The sequence below is a fragment of the Clostridium sp. D33t1_170424_F3 genome (assembly GCF_015667585.1).
Lineage (GTDB): Bacteria > Bacillota > Clostridia > Oscillospirales > Acutalibacteraceae > Anaeromassilibacillus.
Genome location: NZ_JADPEG010000011.1, coordinates 1 through 19,112, shown reverse-complemented (window position 1 = coordinate 19,112; position 19,112 = coordinate 1). Strand labels below are relative to the sequence as shown.

Sequence of the window (19,112 nt, the reverse complement as noted above, 5' to 3'; positions counted from 1 at the left end):
TCATTCCTGCAAGCGCTGCGGCAACAGAAAAGGGAAAGGAAGTATTTAAATGGAACTGAATTATGAATACCCGGGCTTTGCAGAAAACTTCCAGTATTGCTGCGCGGAATCCTATGGCCGTCTCTCCTACGAACAAACGCGGAACCATCCGGAGTACCAGCGCGCGTCCGACACCTGCTCCGAGCTGTACCAAAAGATACAGGAGCAGCTGGGCGAAAACGACGAATGGATCGATCAATTCGATGCCGCGAAAAACTGGGTGCATACTATCGAAAGCCCCTTCATCTACCAGCAGGGCTTTCAGGACTGCATCTACCTGCTTCGCTGGTTGGGAATGCTTTGACGCAAAAAGGCCCCGGCTCCATGCGGAGCCGGGGAAAAACGCACACGGCAACATAAATGATTCGTAAACAACTCTATCACTCGTTCCCACTGACCTCCGGTCGGGAGGTTCGCCAGAGGCTAAAACCTTGCTCGACACTCTAAATGACTATCGCCGCTTTTCAGAAACGTAGAAAGACATATGTTAACAATTACCACAAGATGAAAATGATCCTCGCCGTAGGCGCGTCCTGACCGGAGGTCCGCGAAAGACGTTGTACGTTCCGTTCTCTGCGGAGAACGGCAAAGGGCCCTGCCCTTTGATCCCGCTGCTTTTCAGAAAAGCAGGAAAACGCATTTTAATCATTACCGGTCAGGTAAAAACAATCCTCGCCGTAAACGCAGGCTGACCGCAGATCCCGCCTTTTAAAGAAACGGAAAATATATTTTACCTTTCGATAAACACCACAAACAAAAAGAGGCTGTCTTGCAACAGCCTCTTTCTTTTTATTTACTTGTTGAGATTAATACATGCCGCCCATGCCCGGATCCGTCGGCATCGGAGGCGGAACCGGCTCCTTCTTATCAGCAACCAGGCTCTCGGTGGTGAGAACCATCTGCGCAACGGAAGCCGCGTTCTGCAGTGCGGAACGGGTGACCTTGGTCGGGTCCACAATGCCGAAGCCGATCATATCGCCGTATTCCTCGGTCAGTGCGTTGTAGCCGTAGCCGACCTTGCCGGCCTTCTTCAGGTTCTCCACAATGACGGAACCCTCTACGCCCGCATTGACCGCGATCTGGCGAACCGGCTCCTCCAGCGCTTTCAGGACGATCTGCACGCCGGTCTTCTCGTCGCCGTCAGTGCTGTCAAGCAGCTTGGTGACCGCCGGGATCGCGTCGATCAGCGCAACGCCGCCGCCGGATACGATGCCCTCTTCCACAGCCGCCTTGGTGGCCGCCAGCGCATCCTCCACGCGGAGCTTCTTTTCCTTCATTTCGATCTCGGTCGCCGCGCCGACATGGATGACCGCTACTCCGCCCGCCATCTTCGCAAGGCGCTCCTGGAGCTTCTCGCGGTCGAAGTCGGAGGTGGTGGCGTCGATCTGGGTGCGGATCTGGTGAACTCTGGCTTTGATCTCGTCCGGGTTGCCCGCGCCGTCGACGATGATGGTGTTTTCTTTGTCAACCTTGACCTGACGCGCATGGCCCAGCTGAGACAGCTCAGTATCCTTCAGCTCAAGGCCCAGCTCGGAGGAGATGACCTGGCCGCCGGTCAGGGTGGCAATATCCTGCAGCATTTCCTTGCGGCGGTCACCGAAGCCCGGGGCCTTGACCGCCACGCAGTTAAAGGTGCCGCGCAGTTTGTTCAGGATCAGGGTGGTCAGCGCTTCGCCTTCCACGTCCTCCGCGATGATGACCAGCTTCTTGCCGGACTGCACAATCTTCTCGAGGAGCGGCAGAACTTCCTGAATGTTGGAAATCTTCTTATCGGTAATCAGGATGTAAGCGTCGTCGAGGACGGCTTCCATCTTATCGGTATCGGTCGCCATATACGGGCTGATATAGCCGCGGTCAAACATCATGCCTTCCACAACGTCGCAGTCGGTCATCGCGGTCTTGCTCTCTTCCACGGTGATGACGCCGTCGGCGGAAACCTTCTCCATTGCGTCCGCGATCAACTGGCCGATCTCCTCGTTTGCGGAAGAAACGGTCGCGACGCGCGCGATGTCCTTGGAGCCGTCGACCTTCTTGGAATGCTCTTTCAGCGCTTCCACCGCGGTGTCGACCGCCTTCTGTAGGCCCTTGCGCAGGACCATCGGGTTTGCGCCCGCGGTAACGTTCTTCATGCCCTCGCGGATGAGCGCCTGTGCCAGCAGGGTCGCGGTGGTGGTGCCGTCGCCCGCAACGTCGTTGGTCTTGGTTGCGACTTCCTTGACAAGCTGCGCGCCCATGTTCTCAAACGGATCGTCCAGCTCGACTTCCTTCGCGATGGTCACGCCGTCGTTGGTGATCAGCGGCGCGCCGAACTTCTTATCGAGAACCACATTGCGGCCCTTCGGGCCAAGGGTGATTTTCACGGTATCTGCCAGCTGGTTTACGCCGCTGGAAAGCGCTTTTCTTGCTTCTTCGCCATAGATGATCTGCTTTGCCATATCGTTATTCCTCCAAACATATCATGTGTATTTCCGGGAACCGGTCAAATTACTCTACAACCGCGAGAATGTCGCTCTGGCGGACGATGGTGTATTCCTCACCGTCCATCTTGATCTCTGTGCCGGCATACTTGCTGGTGATGACCTTATCGCCAACCTTGACGGCCATGGTAACTTCCTTGCCGTCCACAAGGCCGCCCGGGCCAACCGCGATGACGTTTGCCACCTGCGGCTTTTCTTTTGCGGAGCCCGCGAGGATGATCCCGCTCTTCGTGGTTTCCTCCGCTTCTTCCATCTTGATCAATACTCTGTCTGCCAAAGGTTTGACTGTCATTTAAAGTTCCTCCTTCAAGAAATGATCTTACTAAACTTTTACTATATAAAAAATACACTTTCAAACTGCGCGGCTCATTTTCTGCGCCGCTTGAAAGGTTATTTTTGTTTAGCACTCCATATCTTTGAGTGCTAAACCTATTTTAGCCACTCGTTTATAAAAAATCAAGGGGTTTTTCCCGAAAAATTACAATTTCATAAATTATTTACAATTCCGCCCAAAACAGAGAAAAAGGGCCGGGCATCCGCCCGGTCCTGTTAAGACTTGTAATACATGTATATTTGGCACTTAATCATCCCGTTATACAGCTTGCGGCGGCGGTCGGCTTTGCGGCCGTAGCAGTCCTCAAAAGTCTCGTCCGGGCTGATGATCGTGTAGCTCCACTTTTGCTTCGGCGCAAAGACGGTCCCCATCGTGCGATAGATGTCTTCCGCCTCTTTCAGGTCCAGCAGCCGTTCCCCATACGGCGGGTTGCAGATCACATTGCCGCGCTCGCCCGCGGGCCGGAACGCGGCAATATCCCGCTTTTCCGCACGCAGGCAGGAGATGACGCCCGCCTTCTTTGCATTTTCCAGCGTGAGGGAAATCGCCGCGCCGTCGATGTCATAGCCGTAGCAGGCAAAGCCCGTATCGCGCCGGACCAGGTCCTGCGCGCGTTCCTTTTCCCTCTGCCAGATTTCCGGACCCATGCCCTCCCAGCGCTCCGCCGCAAAGTGGCGCCGCAGGCCGGGCGCGATATTCATCGCATACAGCGCGGATTCGATCAGGATGGTGCCGGAGCCGCAGAAGGGATCGATCACCACGCCGTCGCTGCGCACGCGGGACAGGTACGCCATCGCCGCGGCAAGCGTCTCCTTGATCGGCGCGTCCGTCGCGTTGGCACGGTAGCCGCGCTTGTGCAGGCCCGCGCCGGAGGTGTCGATCATGATGCTGACCACGTCCTTCATGATAAGGAACTGCACCTGGTACAGCGCGCCCGTCTCCTCAAACCAGTTGACGTGGTATTTCTGTTTGAGCCGCTCCACAATCGCCTTCTTAATAATCGACTGGCAGTCCGGTACGCTGGCCAGCTTGGAATTCAATGAGCTTCCCTTGACCGGGAACGCGTCGTTTTTGCCGATCCAACGCTCCCACGGCAGGGCTTTCACGCCCTGGAACAGTTCCTCAAAGCTGAGCGCCCGAAAGCTCCCCAGCTGAACCAGTACGCGTTCCCCGTAGCGGGAACAGAGGTTGGCGCGGGCCAGCATGGCGGCGTCTCCGTCAAACAGCACGCGGCCGTTCTGCGGCTCCACATTCTGCGCGTCCATATGGCGCAGTTCGTCGCCCACAAGGCCCTCCACGCCCAGCAGACAGGGCACCACCAGTTTAAACGTATCTTCCATTTTTACTCCAATCCGGTGGGACCCTCTGCCCACGCATATCCTGATGACAGGTATTTTTCAACGTCTTTAGTAGATAAGTATACCACAAAACCGGCCTAAAATGAACCATAAAATCTTCTTACGCCTTGCTGTTTCCGGAAAAGAACGGTATAATAGGGAAACTGCTTGTGCAAAAAATTTACATCAGGAGGTCTTTATAGATGAAAAATCCCATCGTTACCATCGAAACCAACAACGGCACGATTCAGGCGGAGCTGTACCCGGAGGTCGCGCCGAACACGGTCAACAACTTCATTTCCCTGGTCAAAAAGGGCTTTTACAACGGAACGATCTTTCACCGCGTCATTCCGGGCTTTATGATCCAGGGCGGCGATCCGGAGGGCACCGGCATGGGCGGCCCCGGCTACGGCATCAAGGGCGAGTTCGCCATGAACCGCTTCCCGAATGAATTGAAGCATTCCCGCGGCGTTCTCTCCATGGCGCGCGCCATGAATCCGGACTCCGCAGGCTCCCAGTTCTTCATCATGGTAGCGGACGCGCCGCATCTGGACGGCCAGTACGCCGCGTTTGGCAAGGTGATCTCCGGCATGGAGGAAGCGGACCGCATCGTGGGCGCTGCGCGCGATTACAGCGACCGCCCGCGCGAGGATCAGATCATGAAAACCGTCACCGTGGAAACATTTGGCGAGGAATACCCGGAACCGGAAACGCTCTGAGCATCCCCCGTTTGTGCCCGGTGACATGCAGTTAGAGGAGGGCACATGTCTGTCTTAAAGAAGTTCATTCAATATTACAAACCGTACCGCGTGGTCTTCTGGCTGGATATGTTCTGCGCGCTGGTCGTCAGCCTGATCGACCTGGCATTTCCCCAGATTCTGAACTGGCTCACCAAGGACCTGTTCGCACGCGGCGCACAGGTTATTTTGCAGGCGCTTCCGTGGTTGGCAATCGGCCTGCTGGTCATGTATCTGGTCCGCTTCCTGGGCCGGTATTACATCACCTACCAGGGCCATGTGATGGGCGCGCGCATGGAAAGCGACATGCGGCAGGACCTGTTCAACCACTTCCAGCGCCTTTCGTTTTCCTATTACGACCGCAACAATACCGGAGAAATGATGAGCAAGCTTATTTCCGATCTGTTCGACATTTCGGAGCTTGCGCACCACGGGCCGGAAAATATCTTTATCTCCGTATTGAAAATCTTCGGCTCGTTTGCCTTGCTGCTCTGGATTAACGTGCCCATGACGCTGATTCTGGCGGCGGTCACTCTGATCATGCTGGTGTTCAGCGTCCAGCAGAACAAAAAGATGCGCGCGGTCTTTATGGACAACCGCAAAAAAATCGCGGGCGTCAACTCCCGTGTACAGGACAGCCTTTCCGGCATCCGTGTGGTCAAGTCCTTTGCGAACGAGGATTTGGAACGTGAAAAGTTTTCGGACAGCAACCTGCAATTCCTGGAGTCCAAGGAGCGCAACTACCGCCGCATGGGCAGTTTCCACGCGGGCAACAATTTCTTTCAGGGCATCCTGTTTACCACGGTGCTGGTCAGCGGCGGATACTTTGTCTCACAGGGTGCGATCCAGCTCTCCGATCTGGCGGTTTACGCATTGTATATCAATATTTTTATCAATCCGATCGATGTGCTGATTGAGTTCACAGAGCTGTTTCAAAAGGGTTATTCCGGCTTCAAGCGCTTCTTGGAGGTTGTGGAAACGGAGCCGGAAATTGTGGATGCCCCCGACGCCAAAGAACTGAAGGACGTGAAGGGCACAATCGACTATCAGGACGTCTCGTTCAGCTATGACAACGCGAACACCATCCTGAACCACATCAACATTCACATCGACGCGGGCAAGACGGTGGCGCTGGTCGGCCCGTCCGGCGGCGGCAAAACGACGCTCTGCTCCCTGCTCCCCCGCTTTTACGACGTCACAAACGGCGCCGTCGCCATCGACGGGCAGGACGTGCGCGGTCTGACGCTGAAAAGCCTGCGCAGTTCCATCGGCATCGTGCAACAGGACGTCTACATGTTTGCCGGCAGCATCAGGGAAAACATCTCCTACGGCAAGCCGGACGCCACCATGGAGGAAATCATCGAAGCGGCGAAAAACGCCAACATCCACGATTTCATCTCCGGACTGGAGGACGGTTACGACACCTACGTGGGCGAGCGCGGCACACGGCTCTCCGGCGGACAGAAGCAGCGTCTTGCCATCGCGCGGGTGTTCCTGAAAAATCCCAAAATTTTAATTTTGGACGAGGCCACCTCCGCGCTGGACAATGAGAGCGAACAGCACATCCAGCACAGCCTGGAACAGCTCTCCAGAAACCGCACCACAATTGTGATTGCGCACCGGCTGTCCACCATCCGCAATGCCGACGAAATCATTGTCCTAGACGACGACGGCATTCAGGAACGCGGCAGCCACAAATCCCTTTTACAAAAAAACGGCATCTATGCCAAATATTACAACATGCAGTTTGAAGGCCTGGAGGCATAAAAAAATCCCAGCCCGGTTTTTCCGGACTGGGATTTTTGCTTGCCTGTTTAAATTTTTACAATGCCAAGCGCATTCAGAACCGAGCTGACCAGAATGGCGACAATGCAGATCGGCGCTACATATTTAATCATCACGACAAAGAGCTTTTCACGCCGGAACTTGGAGGAAAGCTTGACCTCGTCCACCACTGCCTTTGTTTTGATGATATAACCGACAAAGATGCAGGTCAGGAACGCCACAATCGGCATCAGCACGCTGTTGCTGATAAAGTCGAAGAAATCCAGGATGGACATGCCGAGCGGCTGGATGAAGTCCCACACGCCGAAGCCGAGCGAGGACGGGACACCGATCACCAGCATTCCAATCATCACAATCAGGCAGGTCGCCCTGCGGTTCCAGTGGAATTTGTCCTGGAAAATGGAGACGACCGTCTCCATCAGGGAAATGGAGGAGGTCAGCGCCGCAAACAGTACCAACAGGAAAAACACCGTCCCGATAAAGCCGCCCATCGGCATGCTGGCAAATACCTTCGGCAGGGTGACAAACATCAGGCCGGGGCCCGCGCCCAGGGCGGATTCGTCGCCGCCGGAGAAGGCAAAGACCGCGGGGATAATCATCATACCCGCGATAAAGGCAATGCCCGTGTCAAACAGCTCGATCTGGCCGACTGAGCTTTCCAGATTGGCGTCCTTCTTCATGTACGAGCCATAGGTAATCATGATGCCCATGGCGAGGGACATGGAATAGAAAAGCTGTCCCAACGCCGCCAGAACCGTTGTGATGGAAAACTTGCTGAAGTCCGGCAGCAGATAGTATTTGACGCCTTCCAGCGCGCCGGGCATCGTCATGGAGTAAATACAGACGATGATGGACAGCACGATCAGAACCGGCATCAGGATTTTGCTGACCTTTTCAATCCCCTTTTCCACACCCAGCAGCACGACAAAGGCCGTCGCCGCCACATACAGGCAGAACCAGAACAGGGGTTGTCCCGTCTGTGAAATGAATCCGTTAAAATAGTCGTTTCCCGCGGCGGCCTGCACCTGCCCGGAGATAAACGCCGCAAAATATTTGATGACCCATCCGCCGATGACACAGTAGTACGGCAGGATGATCATCGGCACCAGCGACGTCAGCCACCCCATAAAGCCGCACTTTTTATTCAGCGCGCCGTACGCGCCAACAGCGCTCAGTCCCGTTTTACGGCCGATCGCAATTTCCGCGATCATCAGAGAAAAACCAAACGTCACCGCAAGGATGATATAGACCAGAAGAAAAATTCCGCCGCCGTATTTTGCCGCCAGATAGGGAAACCTCCAAATGTTTCCCAACCCGACCGCCGATCCGGCCGCCGCCAATACAAAACCAATTTTACTGGAAAAGCTGCTTCTTTCCTTTCCCACTGAATCCCCTCCTATATTTTTTGCTGTTCAAAGACAACAGCATGCGCAGGTTTTTATTATGCCATAGGTTGCACAATTTTTCAACCAAAAGCTGTCCTTTTCTTGTATTTTTTTCGTTTCTCAGGCGATTTTTGTATCGTTCTATCCAAATATGATTCCCTTTTCAGGCCCCTTCTTCAAATATTGAAAGAACAATACAAAACATTCCGGTCAGAATGCAATACCTTTCCCCTTTGCCGTATAACAAAAAATCGGCTCTGCATCACTGCAAAGCCGATTTTTTATATTAGTCTTAAAAAAGGACCCTCTTACTTTTTAATATAGGCAATGAAATGCGCACCGGGGCCGGTATGTGTGCCAATGACACATCCAACGGGGCTGGTATAAATGCGCACGCCGGTCAGCTTTTCCTCAATGAATTTCTGGAACGGCGCCATGGTTTCTGCGCTGCCGGCATAACCGATGTAAACCGGATGCTGCTGGTCGACGCCGCCGTTTTTCTCCACCAGACCGAGCAAATCCTCAAACGCCTTCTGCATGCCGCGCGGCTTGCCCTGCACGGCCACCACGCCGTCCTCCAGACCGATCAGCGGCTTAATCCCCATCAGGGTTCCGGCGAACGCCGCCGTTTTGGTCAGACGGCCGCCTTTTTTCAGGTACTCCAGCGTGTCCGCCGCGATGTGCAGGCAAACCCTGTTTTTTGCCGCTTCCACCGCTTCCACAATCTCCTGCGCGGACTTGCCCGCATCGCGCATGGAAACGGCGATGTCGATCAGAAGATGCATACCGATCGTCGCATTCAGGCTATCGATAATATAGACTTCCGGATAACCGCAGGCTTCTTTGGCAATATTGGCGCTCTGCACCGTTCCGCTTAGCTTGCTGGAAATAAAAATTCCCACAACGCTGTCGCCCGCCGCCTGCGCTTCTTTAAAATATTTTTTAAACGCATCCGGCGACGGCTGACTGGTGGAAGGCAGCTCTTTGCACTCCGTCAGCTTTTGATAAAACCCTTCTGTCTGCAGGGTTACGCCGTCCAGATACTCGCCGTCCTCAAAGACAACCTTCAGAGGAACGATGGTCAAGCCCATTTTCTGCGCCTGCTCCTGCGTGATGTCCGACGTGGAATCTGTAAGAATTCTGATTGCCATGGTTGTACCACCCTTTTTATTAAAATTCAATCTATGAAACAAAACAGACCGTTTCCTGCTGGAAATTCACTGTTTTGGTTTTCTACATCAGCTCTTTTGACATAATGGTCAGCATCCGCTCAAACTGTCTGGCCTCTTCTTCGGTAAATCGTTCGCGGATACGGCCCATCACCTCTTTAATATAGGTATCGTTGACCTGATAATAATCCCGAAATTTTGCCGTCACTTCCAAATGATACTCGCGCTTGTCCGATGTGGAATTCACTTTGTTGACGTACCCTTTCTTGACCAGGGAATTGACCTTATAAGTGGCGTTCGGCTGCGAGATGTGGATAAAATCGGCAAATTCCCGGATAGTGGGACGCCCCAGTGCATAAATCACCTCAACGGAGAAAACCTCCGTCGCGCTCAGCGACAGCTTGCGCTCTCCAACCCGCCGGAAAACACTCTTATAAAAATTCAGCTTGAACTTCATGTAGATCTCATTAAAAACGGCTTCCAGCATGGCTACGCCCCTATATCCAATAATTAAAAAATTTTAAGTATTATTTTACCACAGATCATTATTTTGTCAACACCCCGCCTTCCGCGTTCACGCCTTTTTATGCCCGCCAAAAGCCGTCGATTGGCTCGTTTCCCCGCAATATGGACATTGGATCGTTTTCATTTTACATGATGCAGCTGTTGGACATGCTCCTTTTTTGTCAAACTGTAACAGAAATTATTTTTCTGATCAATTTGCTGATAAAAGGCCATACTCTTAACTTTTGCCGAGGACGCGGTCCTTTTCTTGCGTATATCTCATTGTATCTATGTAAGCTATTTCATAACCAGTAGCTGCACGATACCTTTCGCCCCAAAATAAACCGCGCAGGCCTTGATCTTTTACAATCTTCTGCTTATGATAAATCAAAGGCAGATCTGTTTCCAGGGAATTGAAAAACGATCGCGCGCATGGGTTTTCGCTTTGGGCTTTTTACACATGCCACCCGTCAAAACGATACCGGAACGGCACATCATCCGTCGCTTCCGCATAGCCGCTGTCCGGAAGGGTAAAATTGGTGATGTAACGTTATTCCATCTTTTGCCGCTGAAATAAAAATTTTCACTAAACAGGAGGCACTTTTTATGGACGAACAAGAACTGGCTTTTCAAAAAGCCGCGCAATATTACCAATCGGCGCTCACCCCCGGCGACCAGCAGACTCTGATCGCCTTTCTGCGGGAAACACAGGAAATCTATGGAGCTATTTCAAAGGAAAAGCAGGAGGAAATTGCAGCGCTTGCCGGGACGCCGCTTTCTCTGACCGCCGCGCTGGTCCGGCGGATCCCGGGGTTGAAGGAATCCGCCGCCCGGCATGAAATCGTCGTATGCACCGGTCCGCGCTGTGCCGCCAAAAACGGTGCGCGTGTCTTACAGGCTTTTGAAGATGCGCTTCACATCCACTCCGGCGAGACAACGGTGGACGGGCGATTCCTTCTGCGTACGCAAAACTGCCTGAAAAAGTGCGGCACCGCGCCCAATGCCATCATTGACGGCGAATTATATCCGGGGATTCGTCCTGCGGATATTCCAGGCATTTTAAAAAAGTATTCCTGATCGCTCCGTCCAGGTGAATTTTCTCTGCTTTTTTGTGTGACTGCAGCGCGCCTGTAGTATAATCAAAACGCAAGAAATGGAGAAAGTTGGTAGTTCAAGATATGGTTGCAAAAGTATACAGTATGGGTTTGTACGGGATGGACGCCTTTGTGGTGGAAGCGGAAGCGGACCTTTCCTCCGGCCTGCCCGCGTTTGAGATTGTCGGTCTGCCGGACGCCGCCGTGCGGGAGGCACGCGACCGGGTCCGCGCCGCTCTGAAAAACATGGGGTTCCGGTTTCCCGTCAGCCGCATTACCGTCAATCTGGCCCCCGCGGATAAGCGGAAGGAAGGGACGCTCTACGACCTGCCGCTGATGATCGCCCTGCTGCGCGCCTCCGGCCAGCTGGATGCCAACGTGGAAGACAGCGCATTCATCGGCGAGCTGTCTCTCTCGGGCGAGGTGCGTCCTGTAAAGGGCATCCTTCCGATGGCAATTCAAGCGCAGGAAGCCGGATTCCGCCGATTCTACGTTCCGGAAAAGAACGCCGCAGAGGGCGCAGTGGTTCAGGGGTTGGAGGTTTATCCCGTCCGCGATCTTTCTTCCCTGCTTTCTCATCTAACAGGACAAATACAGCTGATTCCCGCACGCCCACAGCAAACTTTGACCGAAAGCGCCTTTGCCCGTCCGGACTTTGCAGACGTTCGCGGACAGGAGGACGCCAAGCGCGCGCTGGAAATTGCCGCGGCCGGCATGCATAACGCCATTTTAATCGGCCCTCCCGGCTCCGGTAAAAGTATGCTCGCCAAACGCCTCCCCTCCATCCTGCCGGATATGACCTTTGACGAGTACATTGAAACGACTAAAATCCACTCCATCGCCGGCGTCCTGCCCGGCGGCTCTTCCATGGTACAGGCGCGCCCGTTCCGCTCGCCGCACCACACGGTTTCTCCCGCCGGACTCTCCGGCGGCGGGCGCATCCCCCGTCCAGGCGAACTTTCTTTGGCGCATAACGGCGTTCTGTTTCTGGACGAGCTGCCGGAGTTCTCCCGGAGTGCAATGGAAGTTCTGCGGCAGCCCATAGAAGACGGCCGGGTTTCCATTTCACGTGCCACAGGCTCCGTATCCTACCCATGCAGCGTGATGCTGATCGCCGCGATGAATCCCTGCCCCTGCGGATACTTCGGCCATCCCTCCAAACCATGCATCTGCAATTCAGGCGCTGTTTCACGCTATCTTTCGCGGATCAGCGGGCCTTTGCTGGACCGGCTGGATTTACATATTGAGGTCCCCGCCGTGGAGTTTGACGCGTTGGATTCCAACGAAAGAGCAGAACCCTCCTCTGCCATTCAGGCGCGCGTCAACGCGGCGCGCCAAATTCAAAACGAGCGCTTTCAGGGAACCGGCATCGCCTGCAACGCCCGAATCACCCCGGATCTCCTGCACACCTTCTGCCCGTTGAGCGACGCCGCCCGGCGGCTCCTGAAAAAGGCGTTTGACACCATGGGGCTTTCCGCCCGCGCCTACGACCGTGTGCTCAAAGTGGCGCGTACCATCGCAGACCTGGACCACAGCGAGGTGATCGACGTCATCCACGCGGCGGAAGCCGTCCAGTACCGCAGCCTGGACCGAAAATACTGGATGCGCGAATTGTAAAACCGGTGCAGCGTACTATCGCCGTTTAACAGGAAAAGGGATACACGGTAAATTGAATTTCCTAGAAAGCAGCTATTCAAAAAACAGGCTTATTCCCCATGAAAAGTCGGGGGAATAAGCCTGAAGTTTTTGTTAAAACATATTTTACTGTACATCCAGATACGCAAGCGCCGACGGATACGTATATCCATGTGAATTGACGCGGGACGCACTGTAATCGTTATAATTGTAGACGTTCGCCTCACCTAAACGCCGGTACAGCAGGCCTGCGTAACTCTTGCCGCCCGCCTGGTTCCAACGCAGCATATCCGTGCCAAACGCGTAGGCGTTGGTATAGTTCAGATCGTGCACCAAACTTGGGCTGTTTAACGTCACATAAGCAGAATTAATCCAGCCGGTTGTCCCATCCGTCAGATTTACCATATACCAGCCGTCCTTTGGATTGGCAAAATTTGCGGAGAGCGCCGTCAGCACCGTGCCCTTTGCAACCTCGCATGTTTGGACGGCGGAATTGTTCGGCTCGCTGCGCACTGCCGTCGCCTTGCTGACCGTACCGGAGATGCCAGAACCAAAGTCCGGGGGAACCACCGCATTCAAAATGATGCGGCGCAGGTCGATCTCCGAACTGCTGTTGTTCCAGTAAGCGGCGCCCACATTATAGCCAAAGCTGACCAGGCTGTCAAACTGGTTTTGATTCATCCGCAGGTTATTGTTTTTGATGAACTTGTTTACTTCCGTCGTGTAAGAGGCATTGTTCACCGTATTGACCAGCAGGGACCATGCTTCCGTTTTGGTCAGGTTGTTATAGAAGGTATCTCCCTCTTTAAAGGTAAAACCGTAACCGACGGTCGGCACACTGGTGGAACTGAGCTTGTCCGCATAAACAGTGGAAGCATAGCCCTCCCAGTTGGCAATCAGGTTCAACATTTGATCGCTGACACGCCGCTCTTCATTCGTTGTCACCGTGAAATCCTGCGAGGAAACCACATAGGCGCTGGTGCTAAATCCGGTGGCGCTGTATACGCCTCCCTGCGCAGCATTTGCTGTGATCTTATAGGTTCCCGGATCGGAAAGGCTCATTGTCGCCTTCCAGACCTTGGTGTAGGTCTGCTCCACCGACTCCGAGGTGCTGCTGCTGGCGTAAACCGTCTGCGCCGCGCCGTTTGGTCCCTGTACGGTAAACCGCACGGCGTCGCGGCTGGTATCCGTTACCGCGACGAATGTCACGGCGGATCCGACGCCCGCCAGGTTGGGGGTGGCATATGCTGTTTTGACCGCTTCCGCCGCCGTCACCGTGACGGTGCAGGTCTTGGACTGAGAACCGGAAGAAGCGGTGATCACCGCCGTGCCCGGGGAAACCGCGTAAATATATCCGTTGCTGACTGTGGCAACGGCTGTATTGCCGCTGCTCCAGGTCACGGTTGCCGTGCTGGGATTCGGCGTCGCTTTGATGTAGAGCGTTCTTCCTGCGGAGACGGTCCCCGTCGCACGGGAAATCGTCAGCCCGTTGGCCGGAACATTGGTATTGCCATTATATTGAAACTGTATGTACTCTGTACTGACATATCCACTCTGGCTGCCGGTCTGCACCTTTGTCCATTCCGCGTTGGAGGTATCCAGGACCGTCAAAGAAGTGCCCTTCATCAGTGTGGTAACAATCTCATAAGTGGTGCCGGGGCCGCTTCGCATCCGCAAAGCATCCGCCGTGACTGTCGCGCCCGTGATGGTCTGCGCACTGCCGCCGCTGGGAGGCATCTCGTTTGCACCTTCCTCCCGGATCTCCAGAAATTCCTTCATACAGCAGCCCTCTGTTCCATCGGCGGTTTTGACCTTGGCCCAGGTGGCATGCGTATTGTCCGTAATGGTGAGCTGTTCTTCCGGCATTAACACGCGGATTACATCATAACTGGTGCCCGCACCCTTGCGCAGCGCCAGGCTTTCTTTCACAATACCGATATAGGTCTTGCCGTCTCCCGGTGTACTGGCTGCCGGAGGCGTTGTTTGTGCAGGCGGCGCGGCGGGCGTCTGGATATTCAGAAATTCTTTGACGCAGCAGCCGACGGTGCCGTCCGCCAGGCGGACTTTGGCCCACGTGGCATGTGAATTATCTATGACCGTAAGAACCGTACCCTTCGGCAGGGTTCGCATAATGGCGTAGCTGGGGCCCGCCCCTTTACGCAGATTCAGGTTCTCCGTTACGGTTGCCGTGATTTCGGAACCGGTTCCAGACGGCGGGGCTGTGGTTCCGGAAGAGGTCCCTTCCGAAGATGTTCCGCCGGACGACGCACCGCCAGAAATCTCCAGATATTCCCGGCTGCAATAGCCCTCTACGCCGGAGCTGGTGCGGATTTTCACCCACTCCGCATTGGAATGATCCGTCACGGTCACGGTCACGCCGGCCGCCAGCGTCATCAGGCGGTCGTAAGTAGTGCCCGGCCCCTTGCGCACATTCAGGTAATCCTTGGTTACCGCCGTGTTCCCCGTCTGCGCCGCGCCGGAATTCGCCGTGCCGCCATCACTGAATTGTAAATACTCTTTTAAACAATAGCCTTCCTGTCCGGAGGCCGTGCGGATCTTTGCCCAAGTGGCATGGGAGTTGTCCAGAATGGTTACGGTCGCTCCCTGTGCCAATGTGGTTACGATCTCATAGCTGGTGCCGATGCCCGTGCGCACATTCAGGTTCCCGGTTGTAACCGCTGTGTTGCCGGCAGCCGCATGGGTATTGGTGGTGAGGCCGCGATCCGCCAGATACGTTTTACTGCAGTAGCCCACCTGGCCGGAAGAGGTCTTCACCTGCACCCACTCCTCCCGGGAATCATCCAGGATGGTGAGTTCCGTTCCCGCAGGCATTGTTATAATCACCGGATATGCCGCGCCCGCGCCGGTGCGCAGATTCAGATAGTCCGTGGTCTTCGCCGTACGCGCCGCGTACGCCGTCCCCGGCAGCATCGTCACCGCCAGAGAGGCAGAGCAAAGCAGGGCAACCGCCGCGGACCAGATTCGCCGATGCTGATCTTTCAAAATGATTCACTCCAATTTCAATCTCCAGCCAACCTGCCGGATGTAAAAAAGCGCCCCAAAAGCAGCCAATTTTTTTAAAATATGGTTCGATTATACCCTAAAAACAGAGATTCCGCAAGGTAATGCGGCAATTATGTTGACATAATCTTTGCATTTATTTCTGCTTCTTCAAATTGAAAAACGGCATAAAAAAAGCCCATGCATTGCATGAGTCCGTTTGGTCTGTCCCGTCTATCGAGCTGGTATTCCATCCACTCGATAGACTTCAACAGCAGTACATATTTAAAAATTTATCATTCTTGGTGATTTTCTCACGGTTTCTTCTATCATCTCCTTTGTTTTCGATGATCTTAGTATACCGGCGGAATGTGACGGTTTGCTGACGCAGCTTTGAAAGATTTGGAAACATTTTTTGAAAAAGCCGCAAAAGTTCCGCCATCCAATCCCTTCATTTTTATGCAAAAAAGCGCCGCGCATGCCAGTCCCGGCAAAATATTGCCGTCCCGCGCCCGGGATGTCTTGTCTTTCATACGATAACAGGATAAAATAAAAAGAAAAGGAGTTGAGCTTTATGGATAAAAAAATCGGGTTTATCGGCTGCGGCAATATGGGCCAGGCCATGATCGGCGGGATCATCCGGTCCGGGCTGGTCCGCCCGGAGCAGGTTTACGTTTCGGATCCTTCCGCAAAGAACCTTGAGATCGTACACAATACATATGGTATTCACATCACACAGGACAACTGCATCCCCGCCAAAATGAGCGACATCCTCGTGCTTTCCGTCAAGCCGTACCTGTACGCCGACGTGATTGAAGAGATTAAAGAAATGGTAAAGCCGGGCGCCGTCATTGTAATGATCGCCGCGGGACAAACCATCGCCGCGAACGAAGCGCGGTTTGGCCGCGAGATCAAAATCGTCCGGGCAATGCCGAACACCCCCGCACTTGTCGGGGAAGGCATGGCGGCACTGTGCTGCAACAGTCTGGTCGGAGAAGCGGAAAAGGAAGAAATCCGTGAAATTTTCGAGAGCTTCGGCAAAGCGGAATTTGTCGGCGAATCAATGATGGACGTGGTCGCGGGCGTAAGCGGCTCCTCCCCCGCCTATGTATATATGTTCATTGAGGCGTTGGCCGACGGCGCCGTGCTGCACGGTATGCCGCGCCAGCAGGCGTATACATTTGCGGCGCAGGCGGTGCTCGGTTCCGCCCGTATGGTGCTGGAAACCAGCAAGCATCCTGGGGAACTGAAAGATATGGTCTGCTCTCCCGGCGGAACCACCATTGAATCGGTTGCCAGTCTGGAGCGGGACGGCATGCGCGCGGCGGTGATCCGGGCCGTAGACGTATGCACCAAAAAATCCAACGCGATGAGCAAATAATAAAATCAGAGCTGTCCTCCATTGGCTGAAGACACAAAAAAGCGCTTCTTCCTCCGTTGCAAGCGAAGGGAGAAGCGCTTTTATCCTGCAAAACGTGCATTGCGATACAACTATCTTTTTAACGAACCATACAGAACTGTTTTAACGCAAAATGCTTTTGCATGGTGCTGAACAGACGGAACCCATAGTGTTCATACATGCGCACGTTTTTTACATTGTGCGTTTCCAGCGAGGTCATCAGGCCGTGGTCATCGGCGTAATGCAGCACCGCTTTCATCAGCCTGCTTGCAACGCCTCTGCCCCGCATCGACGGACGCACGGCAAAATAGACGATGTGAATCCGTTCTTCCTGATGGAGATCCTCCACCCATTCTTCATTCAGGTATTCCCTGCCTTTGATGAAATTGCTCAGGGTCTGCAGGGACCAGTCTTCCCTGACAAGGCACAGCAGCGTTTTCAACGTGTAAAAGCACTGGGAAACCGCATAGCGCAGCGGATTGTAGGGTTCCGTCTCATCTGAAACTACAATGATGCCATTGACATCTTCGCTGTCCGCGTACACCTCGCAATTTTCAAACATTTCATCCAAGTCACAGCTGAAAATTTCCGGCAATAATTTGTTTCGTTTGTCTTTCTGCGGAATCAGCTCACAGTACAGCGGATCCTGTTGAAAGCATTCCGTCAGCAGAAGAGAAAGTTTTTCCGAGTCATTTTTAGTAAGCCTGTACAGGCTCTTGGTATTCACGATTTCACTCACCTTTTATCCGTTTTCAAAAAGAACTTCAAACCGTTGATTCAGGCAAGCATTGCTATGGCATAATCCCACCCCTATTGTGTCCGGCCGGGATCTGCTGTGTTTTGGATGCTTCTATTATACGCGGGAAAACGTATTTGAGGCAAGCCGCGGCTTCCCGCATAAAGCGCCGCGAGGGAATCCATTTTTGTTTTCCCACAATCAGGCGCGACATACTCTTTTATTATCTCCTGTTTTCTCCGTTTATCTCTCGCAATCACAAATATGATAAAAACGGTATAATCGTTTTTCCCATGTAAACACTAAACACATCTGCGGAACGCACGCAATATATTTTGCGTTCCAATGGAATTTCAAACAGCATAGAAGGATGTGTTACCATGGCAAAGGATATGAAAAAGCAGATTATTGCAGAATTGGATCGCCGCATGAATTTGCTGCGCGAACACCAGAACGATCAGATCGTTATCACTGGCAACCAGTATTCCGAGCTGAACCAGGCGCTTTCCAAGGTGATCGGTGCGCCGCTGCTGGAGGAATTGGGAGACGTAAAGGATTTTGTACAAAGCCTGTAAGAAACCCACGTAAAAACGGAAAAGGAGCCTTCCATCCGCACGGATGGAAGGCTCCTTTTTACAATATCATCAGGCGATCGCAACGGTGCAGTGCCTGACGGCTTCCCTGCCGTTCAGAGAGGTATACACGCCCGCGCTTGTGCCCGGCGCGCCAATTGCCCACACTCTGAAGTAGTAGTCATTGCCGATCTGCGCCACAAACTGCGTCTTCAGCACGCTGCCGTCGCCAACTGTGAAGTTAGGCGCCAAACCGCTGCCGTTGACTACCGTCATCTTGAAGCAGTACGCCTGCCCTCTCTTCAGAGCAAAGTTCACCGTCGTATCCGAGCGTACATACGCCGCCGTGTTCTGCGCGCCGGCAACCGCCGTACCCGCGGAACCGTAGCTGTTGTCCACCACTCTGGTGTTGCTGCCGGAGCCCGTCTTGCCGCTCTCCTGCTTCTTCGTCAGCTTCTCCTGTGCGTCCACCAGCTCGTCAAACGCCTTTGTGATCTCTTCCTGCGTTTCCGCATGCTCGTACGCATTCTTCGCCGCCGTAAGCTTCTGGTCCAGAAGCATCAGGCTGGATGCTGTGTACAGGCTGCGGTCGATGCTCTCCGCCGCGTTGATCTGCTCCTTCAGCGCTTCTCTGGTCGGGATCAGGCGCAGACCCGAAATGGCTTTCACCAGACGCATTGCCGCCGCGTTGACTGCCGCCTGGTCCGCGTCCGCCGGCAGCTCTCTTGCCGCCTGCAGCGCCGCCTTGAACTCTTCCTGGCCAACCGGCAGGTAATCGGACTCCAGGATACCTTCGATTCTTGTGCCTTCCGCGATGAACGCATCCAGCTCCGTGCGGTCTACCTTATCCACCAGGGCCATAATCGCGTTGTACAGCGCATCCCGCGCCTTCGTAATATCGCCCTGCAG

At 54.0% G+C, this 19,112-nt stretch carries 16 protein-coding genes; 7 read left to right on the top strand and 9 right to left on the bottom strand.

Annotated elements, in window-relative coordinates; genetic code table 11:
* Window positions 1-49 precede the first annotated feature (49 nt).
* Window positions 50-343 (top strand): hypothetical protein, encoded by a 294-nt coding sequence (locus tag I4V53_RS08660; RefSeq protein ID WP_195985297.1) that lies wholly within the window; start codon window positions 50-52, stop codon window positions 341-343.
* Window positions 344-845: 502 nt separating this feature from the next.
* On the opposite strand, the gene groL is transcribed toward I4V53_RS08660, so the two are convergent.
* The 3 genes from groL to I4V53_RS08645 form a co-directional block, all read right to left on the bottom strand.
* Window positions 846-2,474 carry a chaperonin GroEL gene (gene groL / locus I4V53_RS08655; protein ID WP_195985296.1) on the bottom strand — a complete coding sequence of 543 codons (1,629 nt, stop codon included), beginning with the start codon at window positions 2,472-2,474 and terminating at the stop codon, window positions 846-848.
* A gap of 49 nt (window positions 2,475-2,523) precedes the next feature.
* On the bottom strand, window positions 2,524-2,808 hold the full coding sequence (locus I4V53_RS08650) for a co-chaperone GroES (RefSeq protein WP_195985295.1): 285 nt from the start codon (window positions 2,806-2,808) through the stop codon (window positions 2,524-2,526).
* A gap of 257 nt (window positions 2,809-3,065) precedes the next feature.
* A complete protein-coding gene (locus I4V53_RS08645) occupies window positions 3,066-4,190 on the bottom strand; it encodes a THUMP domain-containing class I SAM-dependent RNA methyltransferase (protein ID WP_195985294.1) in 1,125 nt (374 codons plus the stop codon).
* Between the two features lie 200 nt (window positions 4,191-4,390).
* Here I4V53_RS08645 and I4V53_RS08640 point away from each other — a divergent pair, with 200 nt between their 5' ends.
* A complete protein-coding gene (locus I4V53_RS08640; RefSeq protein ID WP_195985293.1) occupies window positions 4,391-4,906 on the top strand; it encodes a peptidylprolyl isomerase in 516 nt (171 codons plus the stop codon).
* A 45-nt stretch (window positions 4,907-4,951) separates the two neighbouring features.
* Window positions 4,952-6,691 (top strand): ABC transporter ATP-binding protein, encoded by a 1,740-nt coding sequence (locus tag I4V53_RS08635; RefSeq protein WP_195985292.1) that lies wholly within the window; start codon window positions 4,952-4,954, stop codon window positions 6,689-6,691.
* Between the two features lie 47 nt (window positions 6,692-6,738).
* Here the strand turns inward: I4V53_RS08635 and I4V53_RS08630 are convergent, their stop codons facing one another.
* From I4V53_RS08630 to I4V53_RS08620, 3 genes are all read right to left on the bottom strand, one after another.
* The gene (locus tag I4V53_RS08630; protein ID WP_195985291.1) at window positions 6,739-8,094 is read right to left on the bottom strand and encodes a sodium-dependent transporter; all 1,356 of its coding nucleotides are present in this window, start codon (window positions 8,092-8,094) and stop codon (window positions 6,739-6,741) included.
* A gap of 308 nt (window positions 8,095-8,402) precedes the next feature.
* On the bottom strand, window positions 8,403-9,245 hold the full coding sequence (locus I4V53_RS08625) for a DegV family protein (RefSeq protein WP_195985290.1): 843 nt from the start codon (window positions 9,243-9,245) through the stop codon (window positions 8,403-8,405).
* Between the two features lie 82 nt (window positions 9,246-9,327).
* Entirely contained in the window at window positions 9,328-9,750 is a 423-nt protein-coding gene (locus I4V53_RS08620) for a MarR family transcriptional regulator (RefSeq protein ID WP_050698762.1), read from the bottom strand.
* A 623-nt stretch (window positions 9,751-10,373) separates the two neighbouring features.
* Between I4V53_RS08620 and I4V53_RS08615 the strand changes: the two genes are divergently transcribed.
* Window positions 10,374-10,844 (top strand): NADH-quinone oxidoreductase subunit NuoE family protein, encoded by a 471-nt coding sequence (locus I4V53_RS08615; protein WP_195985289.1) that lies wholly within the window; start codon window positions 10,374-10,376, stop codon window positions 10,842-10,844.
* A 101-nt stretch (window positions 10,845-10,945) separates the two neighbouring features.
* Window positions 10,946-12,478 carry a YifB family Mg chelatase-like AAA ATPase gene (locus I4V53_RS08610; protein ID WP_195985288.1) on the top strand — a complete coding sequence of 511 codons (1,533 nt, stop codon included), beginning with the start codon at window positions 10,946-10,948 and terminating at the stop codon, window positions 12,476-12,478.
* A 144-nt stretch (window positions 12,479-12,622) separates the two neighbouring features.
* Here I4V53_RS08610 and I4V53_RS08605 read toward each other — a convergent pair whose 3' ends face one another.
* Window positions 12,623-15,499, bottom strand: a complete 2,877-nt coding sequence (locus I4V53_RS08605; protein ID WP_195985287.1) for an SH3 domain-containing protein — start codon at window positions 15,497-15,499, stop codon at window positions 12,623-12,625.
* A gap of 571 nt (window positions 15,500-16,070) precedes the next feature.
* Between I4V53_RS08605 and proC the strand changes: the two genes are divergently transcribed.
* Window positions 16,071-16,877: a pyrroline-5-carboxylate reductase gene (gene proC, locus I4V53_RS08600; protein ID WP_195985286.1), complete on the top strand. Its 807-nt coding sequence runs from the start codon at window positions 16,071-16,073 to the stop codon at window positions 16,875-16,877.
* Window positions 16,878-16,995: 118 nt separating this feature from the next.
* Here proC and I4V53_RS08595 read toward each other — a convergent pair whose 3' ends face one another.
* Complete coding sequence (locus I4V53_RS08595) at window positions 16,996-17,622, bottom strand: GNAT family N-acetyltransferase (RefSeq protein ID WP_195985285.1); 627 nt, start codon at window positions 17,620-17,622, stop codon at window positions 16,996-16,998.
* Between the two features lie 389 nt (window positions 17,623-18,011).
* Between I4V53_RS08595 and I4V53_RS08590 the strand changes: the two genes are divergently transcribed.
* Window positions 18,012-18,206: a hypothetical protein gene (locus I4V53_RS08590; RefSeq protein ID WP_195985284.1), complete on the top strand. Its 195-nt coding sequence runs from the start codon at window positions 18,012-18,014 to the stop codon at window positions 18,204-18,206.
* Window positions 18,207-18,275: 69 nt separating this feature from the next.
* On the opposite strand, the gene I4V53_RS08585 is transcribed toward I4V53_RS08590, so the two are convergent.
* On the bottom strand, window positions 18,276-19,112 hold an 837-nt coding region (locus I4V53_RS08585), incomplete at its 5' end, for a hypothetical protein (protein ID WP_195985283.1).